The following is a 17,648-nucleotide window of genomic DNA, read 5'->3' on the forward strand; positions in this document are numbered from 1 at the left end:
GGCATGGCGTACGAAACGCTCGAAATCGAAAACCACGGCGCGGTGCGCCGCATCCTGCTGGCCCGCGAGGCGCAGCGCAATGCACAGAGCCAGCAGTTGCTGGACGAGTTGATGGCCGCCTTCGACGAGGCGCGTGTGGATAACTCCGTGAACGTGGTGATTGTGGGCGGCAAGGGTGCGCATTTCTCGGCGGGCCACGACCTGAAGCAGGCCCAGGCCGAGCGCGCGAACTTCACCGTGGAGGAGCGCTGGGCCTATGAGGAACTGCGCTACTTCGACTACTCGCTCAAGATCCGGGACTTTCCCAAGCCCACCATCGCGCAGGTGCAGGGCGCCTGTGTGGCGGGCGGTTTCATGATCGCCAACATGTGCGACCTGGTGGTCGCGGGCGACAGCGCGTTCTTCTCCGACCCCGTCGGTCACACGCTCGGCGCGGCGGCCACCGAAGTGCTGATCCACCCCTGGGTGATGGGTGCGCGCAAGGCCAAGGAAATGCTCTTCACGGGTGGCAAGCTGAGCGCTCAGGAAGCGTGCGACATCGGCATGGTCAACCGCGTGGTGCCGGATGCGGAACTGGCCGACGCCGCGCTCGCGATGGCGCAGCAGATCGCCAAGGCGCCCCCCTTCGGGCTCCGGCTCATCAAGCGCTCGATCAATCGCTCGCTCGACACGCAGGGCCTGCGCGCGTCGCTCGAGGCGCATTTCGACACGCACCAGCTTTCGCACCTGAGCGAAGGTTTTCTCACGGCGCGCGACCGCGGACTGGCGAGCGCAATCCAGAAGAACGCAGGAAAGGCCTGAACCATGCGCTCTCCCGTGAAGCACTCCACGCACCGCCTCGAGCCGCTGCTCAACCCCGCATCGATCGCCATCGTCGGCGCCAGCAACAACGCCGCGCGCATCGGCGGCATGCCCATCGCGCATCTCACCAAGTTTGGCTACCAGGGGCGCATCTATCCGATCAATCCGAAATATGAGCAAGTGTTCGGCCTGCGCTGCCATGCCGATATCGAATCGCTGCCCGAAGCGCCGGACCTGGTGGTGCTCGCCATCGCGGCAGCCGATGTGCTCGCGATGCTCCGGCGCTGCGCGGCCAGGGGCGTGCGCGCGGTGATCGTCTACGCGGCGGGATTCGCCGAGGAAGGCGCCAGGGGGGCCGCCTTGCAGGCCGAACTCGAGGCCTACGTGGCGACGACCGACCTGGTGGTCGCCGGACCCAACGCGATGGGGTTTGCGAACCTGAACACGCAGGCACACACCAATTTCGCCTCGGTTTTCAACACCGCGCCCATGCAACCGGGCCGGGGCAGCGTCAGCCTGCTCACGCAGAGCGGCAACGTGTGCGCCGCGGTGTATGCGATCGCGCGCCGCCTGGGGGTGGACTTCAGCCACTTCATCAACACCGGCAACGAGGCGTGCGTGGATTTCGCGCAGTACCTCGAATACCTCGCGCAGGACGATGCGACCGACGTGGCGCTGGGCTACATCGAAGAGCTGCGCGACGGCGAGCGCTTCATGCAGGCCGCCGAACGCTTCTCGCGCCAGGGCAAGCTGCTCGTGCTCTACAAGGCGGGGGAAACCGACAAGGGGTCGGAGGCCGTGCGCTCGCACACCTCGGCGCTTGCGGGCGACCAGGCCGTGTACCAGGCCGCGTTTCGCCAGCTCGACATCATCCAGAGCAACGATTTCGTGCAGATGGCGCAGCTCGCGCACCTCGCGGGCTACCGCCACAAGAGCGCAGGCAGGCGCGTGGCGATCATCACGATCTCGGGCGCGCTGGGCGCGATCCTGGCCGACAAGTTCATCGCGCTTGGGCTCGACGTCCCCACGCTGCCGCAGGCGCTCCAGGACACGCTGCGCAGCGGCATTCCCGACTACGGCATGGTGAGCAATCCGGTCGATGTGACCGGCAACGTGGTGAACGATCCGGGCTTCGTGCGCACCGCGATGGAGGCGCTCGCGCAGTCCGACGCGGTGGACGCGGTCGTCATCTACGCGCCGGGCTACATGCTCGACCGCATGGCGGACGACCTGTGCGCCGTGTCGCAGAAGTTCGCCAGGCTCTTCGTCGCCATCGACACCGGCGCGGCCAGGACACGCGAGCAACTGCGCGCGGGCGGCGTGCCTGTGTTCGAGGACATCGGCGTGGCGGTCTCCGCGCTGTCGCCCTTCCTGCTGTGGCAGGAGCGCCGCCGAAACAACCGCTGGCTCGACCTGCGCGGCGAAGCCCCGCCGGAGCGCACGGCGCTGCCGCCCAGCCTTGACGAATACAGCACCAAGCAGTTGCTGGTGCGGCATGGCATGCCCGCAGGTGCCGAGCGCGTGGCCACCACGGCAGACGAGGCGGCCGCGGCGGCCGAGGCGATCGGCTACCCGGTCGTGCTCAAGGTGCTGTCCGCCGACATTGCGCACAAGACGGAGGCCGGCGGTGTGCGACTGCGCCTGCAGGACGCCGACGAGGTGCGCAAGGCCTTCACCGAAGTGCTGGCCAGTGTGCGCCGCCATGCGCCTCAGGCACGCATCGACGGCGCACTGGTCTGCCGGATGGAGTCGGGCGTGGCCGAGCTCATCGTCGGAGCGACGCGTGATCCCGTGTTCGGCATGACGCTGACCGTGGGGCTGGGCGGCGTGCTCACCGAGCTCTACAAGGACGTGAGCCACCGCGTGCTGCCGGTGGATGCATCGATGGCGCGCGAGATGCTGGGTGAGCTGAAGGCCTTCCCGCTGCTCACCGGCTATCGGGGCCGCGCGCCCGGCGACGTGGATGCCGCATGTGCGGCCATCGCGGGCTTTTCGCGCGCGGTGCTCGCGCTGCAGGAACAGGCGGACGAGGTGGAGGTGAACCCTCTGCTCGTCAGGGAGCGAGGCCACGGGGTCTGCATGCTCGATGCGCTGGTGCTGCCCGCGAAGGCGAGCCCGCACAACCACTGATTTTTCCGACCTCACTATCCACAGCAAACCAAGAGGAGACAAGTACCATGAAGCTCAAGCACATCCTGGCCACCATGGCCGTCGCAGTCGCCGCCGTGTGCGGCAGCGCCCAGGCGCAGAACTATCCGACCAAGCCGGTGACCATCGTCGTGCCCTTCTCGCCCGGCGGCGCCACCGACATCATGGCCCGCGCGCTGTCCGAGCGCATGAGCACCAAGCTCGGCCAGCCGGTGATCGTGGAGAACAAGCCCGGGGCCGGCACGGTGATCGCATCGGACTATGTGGCGCGCGCCAACCCCGATGGCCACACGCTGCTGCTCGCCGCGTCGTCGCTCGGCATCGCACCGTCGCTGTACAAGAAGGTGAACTACGATCCGGTGAAGGACTTCACGCCGGTCTCGCTGGTGGCATCGGTCGTCCATGTGCTGGAGGTGCATCCCAGCGTGCCGGCCCACAACGTGGCCGAGCTGGTGGCCTGGCTCAAGGCGAACCCTGCCAAGGGCAGCTACGGCTCCGTGGGCGCGGGCACGTCGACGCACCTGGAGTCCGAGCTCTTCAAGACCATGTCCGGTGCCAACATGGAGCACGTGCCCTACAAGGGCAGCGCCCCCGCCCTGATGGACCTCGTGGGCGGCAACATCAACGTGATGTTCGATGCCTATGCTTCGTCCAAGCCGTTCATCAACGACAAGAAGGTGCGCCTGCTCGCCGTCACGACGGCCAAGCGCTCCAGGCTGCTGCCCGATACGCCGACCGTGGCCGAGTCCGGCCTGCCGGGCTACGAGGCCATGCCGTGGCTCGGCTTCGTGGCGCCCGCGGGCACGCCGGCGCCCGTGGTGAACAAGCTCTACGCCACGCTGCAGGAGATCCTCAAGGAGCAGCCGATCCAGGAGAAGTTCGATGCGCTGGGGCTGGAGATCATCGGCAACAAGCCGGACGAGTTCGCGGCCTTCCTGAAGAACGACATCGTGAAGTGGACGAAGGTCGTGAAGGATTCCGGCGCGAAGGCGGACTGATCGCCACCGTTTTTTTTCAGCCATCCGCCCTCTCCTGCAAACCGGGAGGGGCGTGAAACCAATAGACATTCGAAAGACCGCAGCACCATGCAAGTGGGCTATTCACCCGAAGACGAAGCGTTCCGCATCACCCTGCGCGACTGGTTTGAAACCCACTTCCCCCGATTCAAGGCTGCGTGGCCTGCCGAACCCGACCCCAACGACTTCGAGTGGCGCCGCGCCTGGGAGGACTACGTCTGCGCGGCGGGCTGGTCCGGCCTCGGCTGGCCCGCGCAGTATGGCGGCCGGAACTGGCCGCTTACGCGGCAGGCGATCTTTCACGAGGAGCAGGCGCGCATCGGCGCACCGCTGGGCGTGAACATCATCGGGCACGGCATCCTCGGCCCCACGCTGATCCACTTTGCAAGCGAGGCGCAGAAGCAGCGCTTCCTGCCGGGCATCCTGAGCAACCGCGAGATCTGGTGCCAGGGCTACTCCGAGCCGGGCGCGGGCTCCGACCTGGCATCGCTCGCAACGCGTGCCGAACGCCGGGACGACCACTACCTGCTGAACGGCCACAAGGTGTGGACGTCGTTCGCGCACATTGCCGACTATTGCTTCGTGCTCGCGCGCACCGATGCCTCGCTGCCGCGCCACAAGGGCATCAGTTTTCTGCTGGTCGACATGAAGCTGCCGGGCGTGCGCGTGGAGCCGATTCGCCAGATCACCGGCGAGTCCGATTTCAACGAAGTGTTCTTCGAGGACGTGAAGGTGCCGTTCGATGCGCTGGTCGGCGAGGAGAACGGCGGCTGGCGCCTGGCGATGGCGGCGGCCAGCTTCGAGCGCGGCACCTACTTCATCCCGCGCCAGGTGCGCTTCGCACAGGAGGTGCGGGCACTTGGCAGGCTGGCCGCGGACACCCCGGGCGAGAGCGGCCTGACGCGGCTCGACGACCCGCACCTGCGCCGCGATATCGCGCGGCTGGCGATCGACAGCCATGTGCTCCGGCTCAAGACCTTTCGCGCTCTCACGCATGCGCTGCGCGGGGGCCCGCCCGGCCCCGAGGGATCGGCCACCAAGCTGCACTGGAGCGAGTCGCACCAGAAGCTGATGGCGCTGGCGGAGGAGGTCCTGGGCGAACGCGCGCTCGCAGGCCCCGGTCCCGACGCGGACGACCGCGAAGCCGCGGGCTGGACGCGGGACTACCTGTGGACGCGCGCCGAAACGATCCTCGCGGGAACCTCCGAGGTTCAACGGAACATTCTTGCCGAGCAGATGCTGCAACTCCCCAAGGGCTGAACGGACAACCATGGACTTCGCACTCAACGACGAGCAGCAGATGCTGCAGGAATCAGCCCGGCGCTTCTTTGCCGACCACCACCCGCTGGCGCGCGCGCGCAAGGCATTGCCCTTTTCCGCGCCCGAGCAGCAGCGGCTCTGGGCCGACATGGCCGGCATGGGCTGGATGGCCCTCCTCGCCCCGGAATCGATGGACGGATTGGGGCTGGGGCTCACCGAGGCCTGCCTCGTGGCCGAGGCCGCGGGCGGACAGCTGCTGAACCTGCCCTGGGCGAGCAGCGCGGTGCTGGTGCCGCTCTGGGTCAAGGCGGCAGGAAAAAACGCGCCAGAGGCCCTTCAATCGCTTCTGAGCGGCATTCTGGCGGGGGAGCGTGCCGTCCACTGCGTCGATGCGGGCGACCGGCTCTGGAATTTCGCCGCGCAATGCACCGACACGGTCGTGGTTCGCGGGCTGAACGATGCATCGCAGCCGCTGCAGGTGGCGATCGTGCCGGCGGCACCGGCACCGGCCCCGGCCCCTGCCCCTGCCGCGGGACTGGACCCGACACTGCGCCAGGAACTCCCGCCGCGGGCGGCGAACGCCCTCGACTGGCTGGACCTGGGAGCCATCGACGAGAAGGACAGGGAGCACGCCCGCAGCGCCTGGCGGCTCATGCAATGTGCGGAACTCGTGGGTGTCGCGCAGGCCGCGCTGCTGCTGGGCGCGGGCTACGCCGCGGAGCGGGTGCAGTTCGGCAAGCCCATCGGCAGCTACCAGGCCATCAAGCACCAGCTGGCGAATGCGTGGATGGCGGTGGACAACGCCCGCCTGGCGCTGTGGTACGCGACGGCGGCGCTCGACGGCGGCCTGCCCGATGCGTCCTTTGCATGCGCTGCCGCCGAGTTCACGGCCATCGAGGGGGCGCAGCTCACCACACGCACGGTGATCCAGGTGCATGGCGGCATGGGCTTCACATGGGAGCACGATGCCCACCTGTTCCTCAAGCGGGCGCAGTTGCTGGCGATTCGCCTGGGCGGTGCCTCGGGAGCGCTGTCGCGCGTGGAGGCGCTTGCGCTCGCCTGAAGGAGGGGTGCCCGCTCTCAGAGCGGGTCCAGGCCCTCAGGCACGCGGTGCGGTCTCGCGGCGCGTGCGCACGGCCGCTGCCAGCTGCTCCAGCACGGGAACCGTCTGGTCGAAGCTGATGCAGGCATCGGTCACCGACACGCCGTGCCTGAGCTCCTGCCCTTCCACGATGTCCTGGCGCCCTTCCTCGAGGTGGCTCTCGATCATCACGCCCGTGATGCGCCGGTCGCCAGCGGCCACCTGCCGTGCGACGTCTTCGGCCACGACGATCTGGCGCGCGTGCTGCTTGCTGCTGTTGGCGTGCGAGAGGTCGATCATCACCTGCTCGCGCAGGCCCGATTTCTTCAGCAGTTCGCAGGCTGCGTTCACGTCCTCGGCGCTGTAGTTGGGCTGCTTGCCGCCGCGCAGGATCACGTGGCAGTCATCGTTGCCGCGGGTCTCGAAAATGGCGGACTGGCCCATCTTGGTCATGCCCATGAAGGCGTGAGACGCCTGCGCGGCCAGGATCGCATCGGAGGCCACCTTCACGCCGCCATCGGTGCCGTTCTTGAAGCCCACCGGGCACGACAGGCCGCTGGCGAGCTGGCGGTGGCTCTGGCTTTCGGTCGTGCGGGCACCGATGGCACCCCAGCTGACCAGGTCGCTGATGAACTGCGGCGACAGCAGATCGAGGAATTCCGTGGCCACGGGCAGGCCCAGTTCAAGAATGTCCAGCAGCAGCGCGCGCGCCATCTGCACGCCATCGTTGATGGCGAAGCTGTCGTCCATGCGCGGATCGTTGATGTAGCCCTTCCATCCCACCGTGGTGCGGGGCTTCTCGAAGTACACGCGCATCACGATGAGCAGCTCGCCCGACAGGGCCTCGGCCTGCTTCCTGAGCTTGCATGCGTATTCGATAGCCTGGTCATGGTCGTGAATCGAGCACGGGCCCACCACCACTACCAGGCGGTCGTCCTGTCCGTGCAGCACCTTCGAGATGGCGGCGCGGCTGGACTCCACCAGGTCCGATGCATCCTGGGGCGTGGGCAGCCACTCCTGCAGCAGCGCGGGCGTGATCAGCGGGCGTACGGCCTTGATGCGCAGATCGTCGATGCGCGTGGTGTCGTGGGTGGATGCCTGGGGCTTGTGGGTGGGGGTGATGTTCTGGGTCATGGTGCGCCATTGTCCCGCAATGGCGGCGGCCCCGTGTTTCGGGGCTTGGTGCTTGCAGAGGGGCGCGCGGCGGCGGGAGCCACGCCGCGGGGTCAGAACCGCCGGAAGGACATGCGCTGCCGGGACCAGTACTTCGACTGCAGCGAGTCGAGCCGCACCGTTCCGCCCGTCGACGGCGCATGGACAAAGCGCCCGTTGCCCACATAGATGCCGGCATGCGTGGGCCGCGAGCCGCCGAACAGCACCAGGTCTCCGGTGCGCAGGTCATCCTCGGAGATGGACTTGCCGAACTCGTCGAGCTGGGAGACCGTGCGTGGCGGGGCCACGCCCGCCGTGTTCTGGTACACGTAGCCGATGAGCCCGCTGCAGTCGAAGCCGCCGGCCGGGGTGTTGCCGCCATAGCGGTATGGCGTGCCGACGAGGCCCATGGCATGGATGGCGATGTCGTCGGCCTGTGCCTCGGAGAGGCGCGAAACGCCCTGCCCCCAGGTGCCGGAGGAGGACGTGCGTGACGTGGTGGGGGCCGAGCCGCATGCGGCAAGCAGCACGGCGACGGCCAGTGTCAGGCAGGTTTGAAGTGCTCGCATGGAGGCCAAGGGTAACAGCAGCGGGCTCGTGGCCCAAGTGTTTCCCTTACTGCGCGCGGGCTTGTGGTCCGGCGCTTGCTCCTGCTCGCCTGCCCTGTGGGGCAGGGAACATCCAGCCAGGCGGATCAGGCTGCCGTGGTATCGGCCGTTGATTCTTCTTGCCCCACGCGCCGCGCATGGAGGCGGTTCGCCACGCTCACCACCGCCTGCACCGAGGCCGTCATGATGTTGGCGCTCATGCCCGCGCCGAAGGTGGAACCCGCCACGCCTTCCATCGCCGCCTCGATGATCGCCAGCGCCTGTGCATTCGCACCGCTGCCCGTGGCGCGTTCCTCGTAGTGGTCCACTCGCAGCGGCAGGCCGAGCGCGTCCACGGTCGCGGCGATCGGGCCGTTGCCCTCGCCCTGGAGCGTCTGGCGCACGCCGTTGATGGTCACGTCGAGCTCGATGCTGTGGCCGTCGTGCGTCACGTGATGCGCATGGCACACGATGGCCTCGGCCGTGTCCGGCGTGGCGAGGTAGGTCGCGTCGAACAGCTTCCAGAGCGCATCGCCGGTCATCTCGGTTTCGCTGGCGTCGGTCTGGCGCTGTACCACCGCGCTGAACTCCACCTGCATGCGGCGCGGCATCACCACGCCATGCTCGCGCTCCATGAGGAAGGAGATGCCGCCCTTGCCCGACTGGCTGTTCACGCGGATCACGCTGTCATACGTGCGGCCCAGGTCCGCGGGGTCGATGGGGAGGTAGGGCACTTCCCAGACGCCGTTCGGATCCTGCGCGGCGAAGCCCTTCTTGATCGCATCCTGGTGGGAGCCGGAGAACGCGGTGAACACCAGGTCGCCCGCGTACGGGTGGCGCGGGTGAATCGGCAGCGAGGTGCACTCCTCCGCGATGCGCGCCACGCCGGTGATGTCGGAGAAGTCGAGCTCGGGATCGACGCCCTGGGTGTACATGTTGAGCGCAACGGTCACGACGTCCACGTTGCCGCAGCGTTCGCCATTGCCGAAGAGGCACCCTTCCACGCGGTCCGCGCCGGCCATCATCGCGAACTCGGCGGCCGCCACGCCCGTGCCGCGATCGTTGTGCGGATGCACGGAGAGCACGATGTGCTCGCGCGGAACGAGATGGCGATGCATCCACTCGATCTGGTCCGCGAACACGTTCGGCGTCGCGTTCTCCACCGTGGTCGGGAGGTTGATGATGATCTTGCGATCCGGGCCCACGCCCCAGGCCTCGATGGCGGTCTGGCAGGCCGCGAGCGAGACCTCGAGTTCGGCGCTGCTGAAGGTCTCGGGCGAGTACTGCAAGGTCCACTCCGTCTCGGGATGCGCATCGGAGCGCATCTTGAAGTGCGACACATGGTGCTTCACGAGCTGCATCACCTGCGGAACGTCCATGTTGAAGACGATCTTGCGCCACGCGGGCGCCACTGCGTTGTAGATGTGGACGATGGCGCGCCTGGCACCCTTCACCGCCTCCACCGTGCGGTCGATCAGGTCCTCGCGCGACTGTGTCATCACCATGATGGTCACGTCGTCGGGAATCAGGTCCTCGTCGATGAGGCGGCGCACGAAGTCGAAGTCGGTCTGCGAGGCTGCGGGAAAACCTACCTCGATCTGCTTGAAGCCGATGCGCACGAGCTCCTTGTAGAGCTGCATCTTGCGCTCGCCGTTCATGGGCTCGAACAACGCCTGGTTGCCATCGCGCAGATCGGTGGAAAGCCAGATCGGCGCTTTCGTGATGGTCCTGGAGGGCCAGGTACGGTCCGCCAATGCGATGGGCGCGAAGGGCTGGTACTTCTGGGAAGGGTTGGAATGCATCATTTGTCGGCTCCACATCGTGTCGTTGTGGGTCGTGCCGCGGGATCTTTGCATGAGGGCACGACGCACGGGTCAATCGAAAATTCAAAACGAAAAAATCGATGACGTCCCCTGCCGCCCTGAGCTCAAGATACGAGCAAAGGCGGGTGTGTGGCCGGGGTCAGGGGGATGTCGGTGTTGCGCGGAGAGACGGCTTGCGTGGACTTCTTCGGGTAATGAATCAGTCTTGGAGCGTCTCGGGCAACGGAGCGTTTGCACGCAGCAGACCCCGGCCAAGCACTAGGCTTAGTCGTAGGGTGTTTAGTAGCTGCTGGGTGCGTTGCATATGCGGAAAATACTAGCACGGATATTTTGTTGCGTGCAAATGCGGTCATTGCAGTAACCCGTGGTGTATGCGGGGCTTTGCCTCTCTTGGTCTGCGATGTGTGGGGCTGGTTCGGCTTCTGCTTTCTTCCTTGTTTGAGAGTGGAGGCCGGGAGTGCCCCCGGCGGGGCAGTAACTTTTTGGTCTTGCCCAAAAAGTCACCAAAAATGCGCTTTGAATGCGGGGCACGCGGTGAAACTCACTTCGCGCTGCGCGCTCCGTTCGGACAGCCACCGCGAGTCAGTCTGGAAGAGGAATTTTCGGCACGTCGCTGCGCTCGTGCCTGGGCTCGCCCGACTTCGGGCGAGCAGACTGCGCCACTTTTAACCAGCAGGGCTAATTTGGACACTGAACATCTCGCGAAGTCGCGAGATGCCCCAGCGCGAGCGCAGCGACGTGCCGAATGCCCCTCCCCTTAATCTGACTCACGGCGGCTGTCTGAGCGGCGCGCCGCAGGCGCAAAGCGAGTTTTGCCGTGGGTATTGAAACGCCTTTTTGGTGACTTTTTGCGCGCGCAAAAAGTGACTGCCCCGCCGGGGGCACTCCCGGCCTCTGTCCTAAAAAAGACCTTAGCAACAAAAAACCGCTCCGAACCGAAGGCCAATGCACATACGGCCAACCGCCCTCGCCTTTTTCCATTTTTCCAGCCTTCTTTTCTTTGCCGCGCTGCCCGAAATTTGTGCAAATTTCCGCGCAAATGCTTAATTTTTAGGCATTGGAAATTTCTTCCATTTCCCCGAATGACCGAGGCAACCCCCATCGGCCTGTTTTTCAGGCACCTTCGAACTTTTTTCGTTGAATTTTTCGTCGGCTTGTCGCTGGCTTGACGATGGCATGCACTTTTCCCTTGGCGATCATGACCGTCCTTTCGATTTCACCCCTTTCCCTTACTTTTGAAGCCCCAAAAACGCGTTTTTTGGGCCATTTTGCTTATCTTTTAGGCAACTCCCAACTTTTGCTTTCGCAACTTTCAATCCTGCGTTACTCATACAAAATTTTGTACTAGTACAAACAATACAATGTATGGGATGAATTGGTCAGCAAACAAAATACAAGGAAGCAATGCACAAGACATTGCAGGCAGCATCGAAACTCTGCTGCGCAACGGTGAGCTCCAGGCAGGCGATGCCCTGCCCGCCGTGCGGCACCTTGCCACCCAGCTCGGCGTGAATCCCAACACGGTCGCCGCGGCCTACGCGCGGCTGCGTGATGCGGGACGTCTGGTCACCTCCGGCCGGCGTGGCACGCGGGTTGCGGGCGAGGCGGTCATGCCCCTGCCCGCGGCCTATGTCGTGCCCGAAGGGCTGCGCGACCTGGCGGGTGGCCAGGTGGATGCCGCATTGCTGCCGCAATTGCGGGCCGGCTCGTGGAGCAGGCTGTTGCAGGTGCCGTTGGCATGGGGGGCATCCACGGGTGAGCTCAGTGATGACGAGGAGCTGCTGGTCATGGCCGGCGAGTGGCTCGCTTCGCAGGGCATTCCCAACGAGTCCGTTGGTGTGTTCTCCAGCACGCTCGACACCATCGAGCGAGCGCTCAGGCAGCATGCCCGTCCGGGTGATCGTGTCGCCATCGAGGACCCGTGCTGGCCCCCGTTGCTCGCGCTGCTGCGCAGCCTGCGCCTGCGGCCCGTGCCCCTGGCCATGGACGGACAGGGCCTGCAGGTGCCCGCGCCCGGCCTGCTCGCAAGCTGTGCGGCTGTCGTGCTCACGCCGCGCGCCCACAACCCCACGGGCACGGCCATCCGCGCCGACCGCTGGCGCGCGTTGCGCCGGCAGTTGCGCACCTGCCCGAACACTCTCGTGGTCTTCAACGACTACTGGGGCCTGCTCAGCGGCACGTCGCTGGCCTGCGCCGATGCGCTGCCGCCCCAATGGCTGTACGTCATGTCACTGGGAAAGCCGCTGGGCCCGGAGATGCGCGTCTGTATCGCGGCGGGTGTCCCGGACCTCATCGAGGGCATGCGTTCCCACTTCGCCCTCGGGCCGCGCAAGGTGAGCCTCTGGCTGCAGCGATTTGCCGCGCTGCTGTGGCGGCAGGCCGCCAGGGGCAAGGGGCGGGGGTCTTTTGCGAACATGCAGAACGCATGTTCCACGCGCAGGCAGGCGCTTGTGGCCGAGTTGCAGAAGCAGGGCGTGGTGCTGGAGTTCGGCGCCGGCCCGGCCCAGGGGGGCCCGGAAGGCCTGCACCTGTGGCTCACAGTGCCGGACGAGCTGGCAGTGGTCCAGGCCATGGCGTCGCGGGGATGGGCGGTACAGGCCGGCTCGCCCATGGCGCTGGCCAGCGGCCCGGCGGTGCGGATCAGTGTGGGCGCGGTAGAGCGGCGGGACGTGAAGCGGCTCGCAACGGATCTGGCGCTGGCCATGAGCCTGCAGGCGAGAGCCGTGTATTGAACGGTTCGGGGGCGGCCGCGGCAGCCTCCGAACATGCGTCAGCACCGGGGAGGCTCTATCCGAATCTACCGTCCGGGCGAGGAGGGTGATTCCGCCTGCAGCGCTGCACGTCGGCCCAGCCATTGGGAAACCGCCGGTCGCGCGCATTTCTGCAGGCCGCACAGCAGGTCGTGCCTCGCGTCCTGGATGCGCCAGCGCTCGCGCAGATCCCGCTGAATCCGCGCCAGCAGGAACGCCGCCATCTCCGCGTCCGCCAGCGCCCGGTGGGCACGTCCTGCGCGCGGCAGGCCGAGGTGGTCGATGATGTTTCCCAGGCTGTGGCTGCGCGCCTCGGGATACAGGCGGCGCGACAGCAGCACCGTGCACGCAAAGCTCTGCGTCGCCTGGATATCCGCATGCGCCAGCTCGGCCGTCCAGAACTTGCTGTCGAACGACGCATTGTGGGCCACCATCTGGGCGCCGCCCACGAATCGCGCGGCGTCACGCATGACGGACTCGGCGGGCGGGGCACCCGCCACCATCGCATTGGTGATGCCGGTGAGCTGGGTGATGAAGCCGGGGATGTGGACGCCCGTGCGCATCAGGCTCTGGAAACGGTCCACGATCCGGCCGTCCTGCAGCAGGACGATGGCGACTTCCGTGGCGCGGGCACCCTGGGCGGGTGTCATGCCGGTGGTCTCGAAGTCGATGACGGCGATGGGTTCGGTGGACGACATGCTCACGCCAGCCGGCGCTCCAGGGTGAACGGCGGCATCCCCTTCAACAGGCGTTGCCCGTACCCCGTGCGGATCAGGCGCTTGTCATAGCAGTAGACATGCGCGCGGTCCTCCTCGGTGCGGATGGCGCGGCCGGCCCATTGGGCCAGGCGGATGGCGGTGGCGGGCACCACCAGTTCGCTGAACGGGTCGCGCCCCGCGCCGCGCAGCCACTCGGCGCGGGCCTCGCCGACCGGGTCGTCGGGCGGGGCGAACGGCAGCTTGGTGATGAACAGCGATTCACAGAGCGCGCCGGGCAGGTCGAGGCCTTCGCCGAAGGACTGCATGCCGAAGATGATGCTCGGCTCGCCATCGGCCACGCGCTCGCGGTGGGTGGCCAGCAGTTGCTGGCGGGGCAGGGTGTTCTGCACCAGCACCACGCTGCGCATGGCGGTGGGCAGGGCATCCACGGCCTGGCGCATCTGGTCGCGCGAGGTGAACAGCACCAGCGCGCCCGATTCGACCATGGCCAGGTCCGAGAGCAGGGCGTCCACCATTTCCGCGGTGAAGGCCTGTGCGTCGCGCGGGTCGGCCTGGGTCTCGGTGGCCACCAGCGTACCCTGCAGCGCGTAGTCGAAGGGGCTGGCGACTTCGAGCGTGGTGACGGCATCGTCGTTGACCAGGCCCGCTTCGCGCAGGAAGAAATCGAATTGTCCACAGCTGGTGAGCGTGGCCGATGTCAGCACCGCGCCGCGCACGGCCGACCACAGGTGGTTGCGCAGCGTGTTGCCCGGCAGCAGCGGGCTGGCATGCGCCTTCACGACGATGTAGTCGCCATCGATCTCCAGCGTGAACCACTTGGCGGCGGGGGCGGCGCCTTCGGGCGCGTCCTGCAGCAGCAGCGATGCCGTGGAGTGCACCCCTTCGAGGCGCGGCGCGAGGGCGCCGATCTGCGCGTAGAGGGTGGACAGGCGGCGCGCTTCGTCGGGCTTGTCCTTCATCTGGCTGCGCAGCGCCTTGGCGATGGCACGCAGGGCGGTGAGAAAGCCCTCGGCGTGGTGCGAGACCTGGGAGAGCGGCTCGATCAGCTCCGCGGGCAGCACGCCGTTGGGTACGCGGGCACGGGTGATGTTGTTGTAGGGCGTCGAGTATCTTGGCTGCGCGGCACCGAAGCGACTGGTGCCGGCACCGCCCGCCTTGGGCGGCTTGAGCGTCTCGCCGTAGACATCCATCACCAGCCGTGCCACGTCCTGCAGCGTGGTGCGCAGGCGCGCGGAATGATTGGGGATGTCCGCGATCTCCTCCACTTCCATCAGCTGGCCGATACGCAGCGCGCGGCTCGCGAGCTTGTCGATCCAGGTGAGGCGGCTCAGGTCGGCCTCGCTCGCGAACTGGTCGAGCGCGGTGCCGGGCAGGTGGTGGGCCTCGTCGACGACGAGCAGGCAGTTGTCGAGCTCGGGCAGCAGGCGCGCGCCGAGCGAGGACAGCAGCAGGTCGTGGTTGGCCACGATGACCTGCGCCGCCACCAGTTCCTTGCGGCGCTCGTAGTACGTGCACTGGCTGAACACCGGGCAGTGCTTGCCGGTGCAGGAGCTGGCCTCGGCGCCCACGGGGCTCCAGACCTCGGCCTCGGGCGGAGTGTCGAGCGTGTCGCGGTCGCCATCCCAGCCGCCGCGCGAGAGGGCGTCGGCCATGCTGGCGTAGAACTTCATGCGCGCCTCGGATTCGGCGCGCGGGCGCTTGGCGCGGGCCGCAGCCTCCTCTTCGGGGAACAGGTCGTCGTCGGGCAGGTCGTCTTCGCCGGACGCATCGGAGCCTCCGGCCAGCCGCTCGAGCTTGAGCTTGCAGACATAGCGCCCGCGCCCCTTGGCGAGCGCGAACTTGAAGGGCTTGCTGATGTGTGCGGCCAGCGCGGGCAGGTCCTTGGTGACGAGCTGTTCCTGCAGCGCGACCGTGGCGGTGGAGATCAGCACGCGCGTGCCGCGTTCCAGCGCCATCGAGATCGCGGGCACGCTGTACGCAAGCGACTTGCCCACGCCGGTTCCGGCCTGGATCACGGCAATCGCGCGTTCGGGGGGCGGTGTGTTCTCATCGTCCGCATCGATCTTGCCGAGCTGTGCCCGGCTGAATGCCTGCGCGACCTGCTCGGCCATGAGCCGCTGGCCCGGGCGGCTGCGGAAGCCCCCCGTGGCTTGGACTACGGTATCGAACGATTGCAGGGCCTGATCGGCCCATTGCTGTGCGGACATGGAACAACTGGATGGAGAGGAAAGCCCGGATACTGTGCTTTCATCCAGCCATCTTAGCCGATGCGCCTTGGCCGCGCCCGCGCAGGGATGTCATGCGGCCCGGTCCGTGTCGCCCGCTCTGCGACTGCTGGACATGGTCGCCATGAACACGCTGGGCCGCTCGGCATGCGCGAGCAGCGTGAGCTGCCGCTTTGCACGCGTGATGGCCACGTAGAGCAGGTTGCGCTCCTCGGTGGAGGTGCCGTTGCCCGCGGGAAAGGCGCCCTGGGTGAGGTGCGGGACGATCACATGCTCGAATTCCAGTCCCTTCACGCTCACGATGCTGGCGATCTGCAGGCGCTTGCTGTCCTTGAAGTCGCGCTGCTTCTCCTCCAGGGTGTTCAGGAAATGAAAATAATCGAACGCGGACTGGAACTTGCGGGCCGCGAGCTTGAGTCCTTCGATGTTGGACAGCGCCTCTTCGCGCCGCTCCTTGGAGATGTAGGCCTCGTGGATGATGGCCCGGATGTCGAGCGCCTGCAGCACGTCGTCGAGGAACGTGGGCCCGCTGTGTGTCGCGGCGAGCTGACGTGCCGCCTCGAGCCGCCTGCGCAGGTGGGGTGGCGCGGTGCGCAGCACCTGGTTGTCGAAGAAGGTCGTGAGGAACATGGCGTTGTCGCGCACGGCGTGCACGGCTTCGGCCAGCAGCGTGGCCTGGCTGTCGCCCGGGCGGTCTTCGACCTCGATGCGCGTGCCGCTGAAGAAGTGCAGGGCGCCGAGCACCTGGCTGCGCGTGTCTTCATGCGAGAGGCTGGCCATGTTGTCGGTGGCCACGGCCATGAGCCCGCGAATGAACAGGATTTCCGGGCGCTTGAGATAGCTCTCGAAGCCGTTCATCGCGAACGGCAGCGCATGCTCGATGAGCTGGTTTTCGATCAGCACCGACTGCGCGGGATGCCGCAGCAGGATGGCGAACTCGTGCATCTTGCGCCAGTGAACGCGCTTCCAGGCCAAGGCACTGGCGACCACCAGCGCGGCGCATTCCTCGTCGGTGGAGAAGGTCTGCTCGGTGATCTGAGTCTCGTGCGCGGCCTCGGAGCTGTAGGGCTTGGCCGCCACGCGCCCGGCCCGCAGCGCGAGGCTCCTGGCGAAACGGAAGCTGTGGGTGAGCTGGTAGCGCTGGATGCTGCGTTCGGTGTGATCTGCAATGGCCGTCTGCATGAAGACGGCGTCCGCGCCGGAGGACTCGTGCACCACCTGGTCCACGTCCCCCATGCCGCAGAACAGGCTCTTGGTGGTGTTGAGAATCTCGACCAGCACGCGGAACATGGCCTGGTTCAGGTCGTGCATCTCGTCGACGAGCACCACCTGGGCATGGGCGGGCCAGTGGCGCAGGCCTTCGGCGCTGGCGCCTTCGTGGAAGTGGCGCGCGAGATCGTAGGTGGCATCCATGGCGCCGCGGAACAGCGGCGTGTCCTCGTTCTCCCGGCGGCGGATGCGCTCATAGGCCAGGTACACCCTGAGCTGCGTGTAGTCGATGCCGATGCTCTCGGCATACTCGGGGCTGGCGCTGCGGCCGTCGCGCTCCAGTACGTCGCGCATCGTGCCCTTGAGGCGCGCGTTGATCTTGAGGAACTCCTCCACGAACCAGCTGTCTCCAATGGCGGGCAGGTTCAGCTGGTCGCGCCAGGGATCGGCCTCATTCTCTTCCACGCGCTGCACGGCGCCCCAGAAATGCGTGCGCAACTGCTCGTTCTCGCTCGCGACGGGAACGGCGCGGTCATCGATCTGCCTCAGGATCTCGGCGCTGAACTCCTCGAAGGTCTGAATGCGGATCTGCTGGACCACAGGCCGTGCGATGCCGATCTGCGCCATGCGCTCGCGCAGCGCGACACAGGCGGGCTGCGTGTGTGTGAGTGCCATCATGCGATGCGCGGACATGCCGCGCGCGAGGCACTCGCCCACGCGCAGCGCGAGCGTGGTGGTCTTGGCCGCACCCGCATTCGCCTCGACGATGAGGGTGCGCTCACGCGCGACCTGGATGGCGAGCTGTTCGCGCGACGGCGTGATGAGCTTGGGGCGGAACTGCGCTTCGGCGCTGGCGGACTGGGACATGGATGCGGGG

12 protein-coding genes are annotated in these 17,648 nt (G+C 66.8%); 6 read left to right on the forward strand and 6 right to left on the reverse strand.

Features of this window, described 5'->3' with window-relative positions; translation table 11 throughout:
* Positions 1 to 3 precede the first annotated feature (3 nt).
* The 5 genes from H9K76_RS20440 to H9K76_RS20460 all read left to right on the forward strand — a co-directional run bounded on the left by H9K76_RS20440 (position 4) and on the right by H9K76_RS20460 (position 6,288).
* Positions 4 to 801, forward strand: coding sequence for an enoyl-CoA hydratase (locus tag H9K76_RS20440; protein WP_187597105.1), 798 nt, complete (start codon positions 4 to 6; stop codon positions 799 to 801).
* Positions 802 to 804: 3 nt separating this feature from the next.
* On the forward strand, positions 805 to 2,931 hold the full coding sequence (locus H9K76_RS20445) for an acetate--CoA ligase family protein (protein WP_187597106.1): 2,127 nt from the start codon (positions 805 to 807) through the stop codon (positions 2,929 to 2,931).
* A gap of 47 nt (positions 2,932 to 2,978) precedes the next feature.
* The gene (locus H9K76_RS20450; RefSeq protein ID WP_187597107.1) at positions 2,979 to 3,947 is read left to right on the forward strand and encodes a Bug family tripartite tricarboxylate transporter substrate binding protein; all 969 of its coding nucleotides are present in this window, start codon (positions 2,979 to 2,981) and stop codon (positions 3,945 to 3,947) included.
* Positions 3,948 to 4,034: 87 nt separating this feature from the next.
* Positions 4,035 to 5,225 (forward strand): acyl-CoA dehydrogenase family protein, encoded by a 1,191-nt coding sequence (locus tag H9K76_RS20455; protein ID WP_187597108.1) that lies wholly within the window; start codon positions 4,035 to 4,037, stop codon positions 5,223 to 5,225.
* Positions 5,226 to 5,235: 10 nt separating this feature from the next.
* Positions 5,236 to 6,288 carry an acyl-CoA dehydrogenase family protein gene (locus tag H9K76_RS20460; protein WP_187597109.1) on the forward strand — a complete coding sequence of 351 codons (1,053 nt, stop codon included), beginning with the start codon at positions 5,236 to 5,238 and terminating at the stop codon, positions 6,286 to 6,288.
* A gap of 36 nt (positions 6,289 to 6,324) precedes the next feature.
* On the opposite strand, the gene H9K76_RS20465 is transcribed toward H9K76_RS20460, so the two are convergent.
* The 3 genes from H9K76_RS20465 to leuA all read right to left on the reverse strand — a co-directional run bounded on the left by H9K76_RS20465 (position 6,325) and on the right by leuA (position 9,847).
* Positions 6,325 to 7,440: a 3-deoxy-7-phosphoheptulonate synthase gene (locus tag H9K76_RS20465; RefSeq protein WP_187597110.1), complete on the reverse strand. Its 1,116-nt coding sequence runs from the start codon at positions 7,438 to 7,440 to the stop codon at positions 6,325 to 6,327.
* Between the two features lie 92 nt (positions 7,441 to 7,532).
* Positions 7,533 to 8,027: a C40 family peptidase gene (locus H9K76_RS20470; RefSeq protein WP_187597111.1), complete on the reverse strand. Its 495-nt coding sequence runs from the start codon at positions 8,025 to 8,027 to the stop codon at positions 7,533 to 7,535.
* Between the two features lie 125 nt (positions 8,028 to 8,152).
* Positions 8,153 to 9,847 carry a 2-isopropylmalate synthase gene (gene leuA, locus H9K76_RS20475; protein ID WP_187600766.1) on the reverse strand — a complete coding sequence of 565 codons (1,695 nt, stop codon included), beginning with the start codon at positions 9,845 to 9,847 and terminating at the stop codon, positions 8,153 to 8,155.
* A 1,391-nt stretch (positions 9,848 to 11,238) separates the two neighbouring features.
* Between leuA and H9K76_RS20480 the strand changes: the two genes are divergently transcribed.
* Positions 11,239 to 12,600, forward strand: a complete 1,362-nt coding sequence (locus H9K76_RS20480) for an aminotransferase class I/II-fold pyridoxal phosphate-dependent enzyme (RefSeq protein WP_187597112.1) — start codon at positions 11,239 to 11,241, stop codon at positions 12,598 to 12,600.
* A 65-nt stretch (positions 12,601 to 12,665) separates the two neighbouring features.
* On the opposite strand, the gene H9K76_RS20485 is transcribed toward H9K76_RS20480, so the two are convergent.
* The 3 genes from H9K76_RS20485 to H9K76_RS20495 form a co-directional block, all read right to left on the reverse strand.
* On the reverse strand, positions 12,666 to 13,316 hold the full coding sequence (locus H9K76_RS20485; protein ID WP_187597113.1) for a 3'-5' exonuclease: 651 nt from the start codon (positions 13,314 to 13,316) through the stop codon (positions 12,666 to 12,668).
* Positions 13,317 to 13,318: 2 nt separating this feature from the next.
* The gene (gene dinG / locus H9K76_RS20490; RefSeq protein ID WP_187597114.1) at positions 13,319 to 15,544 is read right to left on the reverse strand and encodes an ATP-dependent DNA helicase DinG; all 2,226 of its coding nucleotides are present in this window, start codon (positions 15,542 to 15,544) and stop codon (positions 13,319 to 13,321) included.
* 90 nt (positions 15,545 to 15,634) lie between these two features.
* Complete coding sequence (locus H9K76_RS20495; protein ID WP_187597115.1) at positions 15,635 to 17,638, reverse strand: 3'-5' exonuclease; 2,004 nt, start codon at positions 17,636 to 17,638, stop codon at positions 15,635 to 15,637.
* Positions 17,639 to 17,648 lie beyond the last annotated feature (10 nt).

Origin of the sequence: Diaphorobacter ruginosibacter, assembly GCF_014395975.1 — a bacterium.
GTDB lineage: Bacteria > Pseudomonadota > Gammaproteobacteria > Burkholderiales > Burkholderiaceae_C > Diaphorobacter_A > Diaphorobacter_A ruginosibacter.

Bases quoted from the DNA above. Each gene is read 5' to 3' on its own strand.
- H9K76_RS20485 (WP_187597113.1), bottom strand. From the start codon at position 13,316: ATGTCGTCCACCGAACCCATCGCCGTCATCGACTTCGAGACCACCGGC.
- dinG (WP_187597114.1), bottom strand. From the start codon at position 15,544: ATGTCCGCACAGCAATGGGCCGATCAGGCCCTGCAATCGTTCGATACC.
- H9K76_RS20460 (WP_187597109.1), top strand. From the start codon at position 5,236: ATGGACTTCGCACTCAACGACGAGCAGCAGATGCTGCAGGAATCAGCC.
- H9K76_RS20480 (WP_187597112.1), top strand. From the start codon at position 11,239: ATGAATTGGTCAGCAAACAAAATACAAGGAAGCAATGCACAAGACATT.
- H9K76_RS20465 (WP_187597110.1), bottom strand. From the start codon at position 7,440: ATGACCCAGAACATCACCCCCACCCACAAGCCCCAGGCATCCACCCAC.
- H9K76_RS20470 (WP_187597111.1), bottom strand. From the start codon at position 8,027: ATGCGAGCACTTCAAACCTGCCTGACACTGGCCGTCGCCGTGCTGCTT.
- H9K76_RS20495 (WP_187597115.1), bottom strand. From the start codon at position 17,638: ATGTCCCAGTCCGCCAGCGCCGAAGCGCAGTTCCGCCCCAAGCTCATC.
- H9K76_RS20455 (WP_187597108.1), top strand. From the start codon at position 4,035: ATGCAAGTGGGCTATTCACCCGAAGACGAAGCGTTCCGCATCACCCTG.
- leuA (WP_187600766.1), bottom strand. From the start codon at position 9,847: ATGCATTCCAACCCTTCCCAGAAGTACCAGCCCTTCGCGCCCATCGCA.
- H9K76_RS20450 (WP_187597107.1), top strand. From the start codon at position 2,979: ATGAAGCTCAAGCACATCCTGGCCACCATGGCCGTCGCAGTCGCCGCC.
- H9K76_RS20445 (WP_187597106.1), top strand. From the start codon at position 805: ATGCGCTCTCCCGTGAAGCACTCCACGCACCGCCTCGAGCCGCTGCTC.
- H9K76_RS20440 (WP_187597105.1), top strand. From the start codon at position 4: ATGGCGTACGAAACGCTCGAAATCGAAAACCACGGCGCGGTGCGCCGC.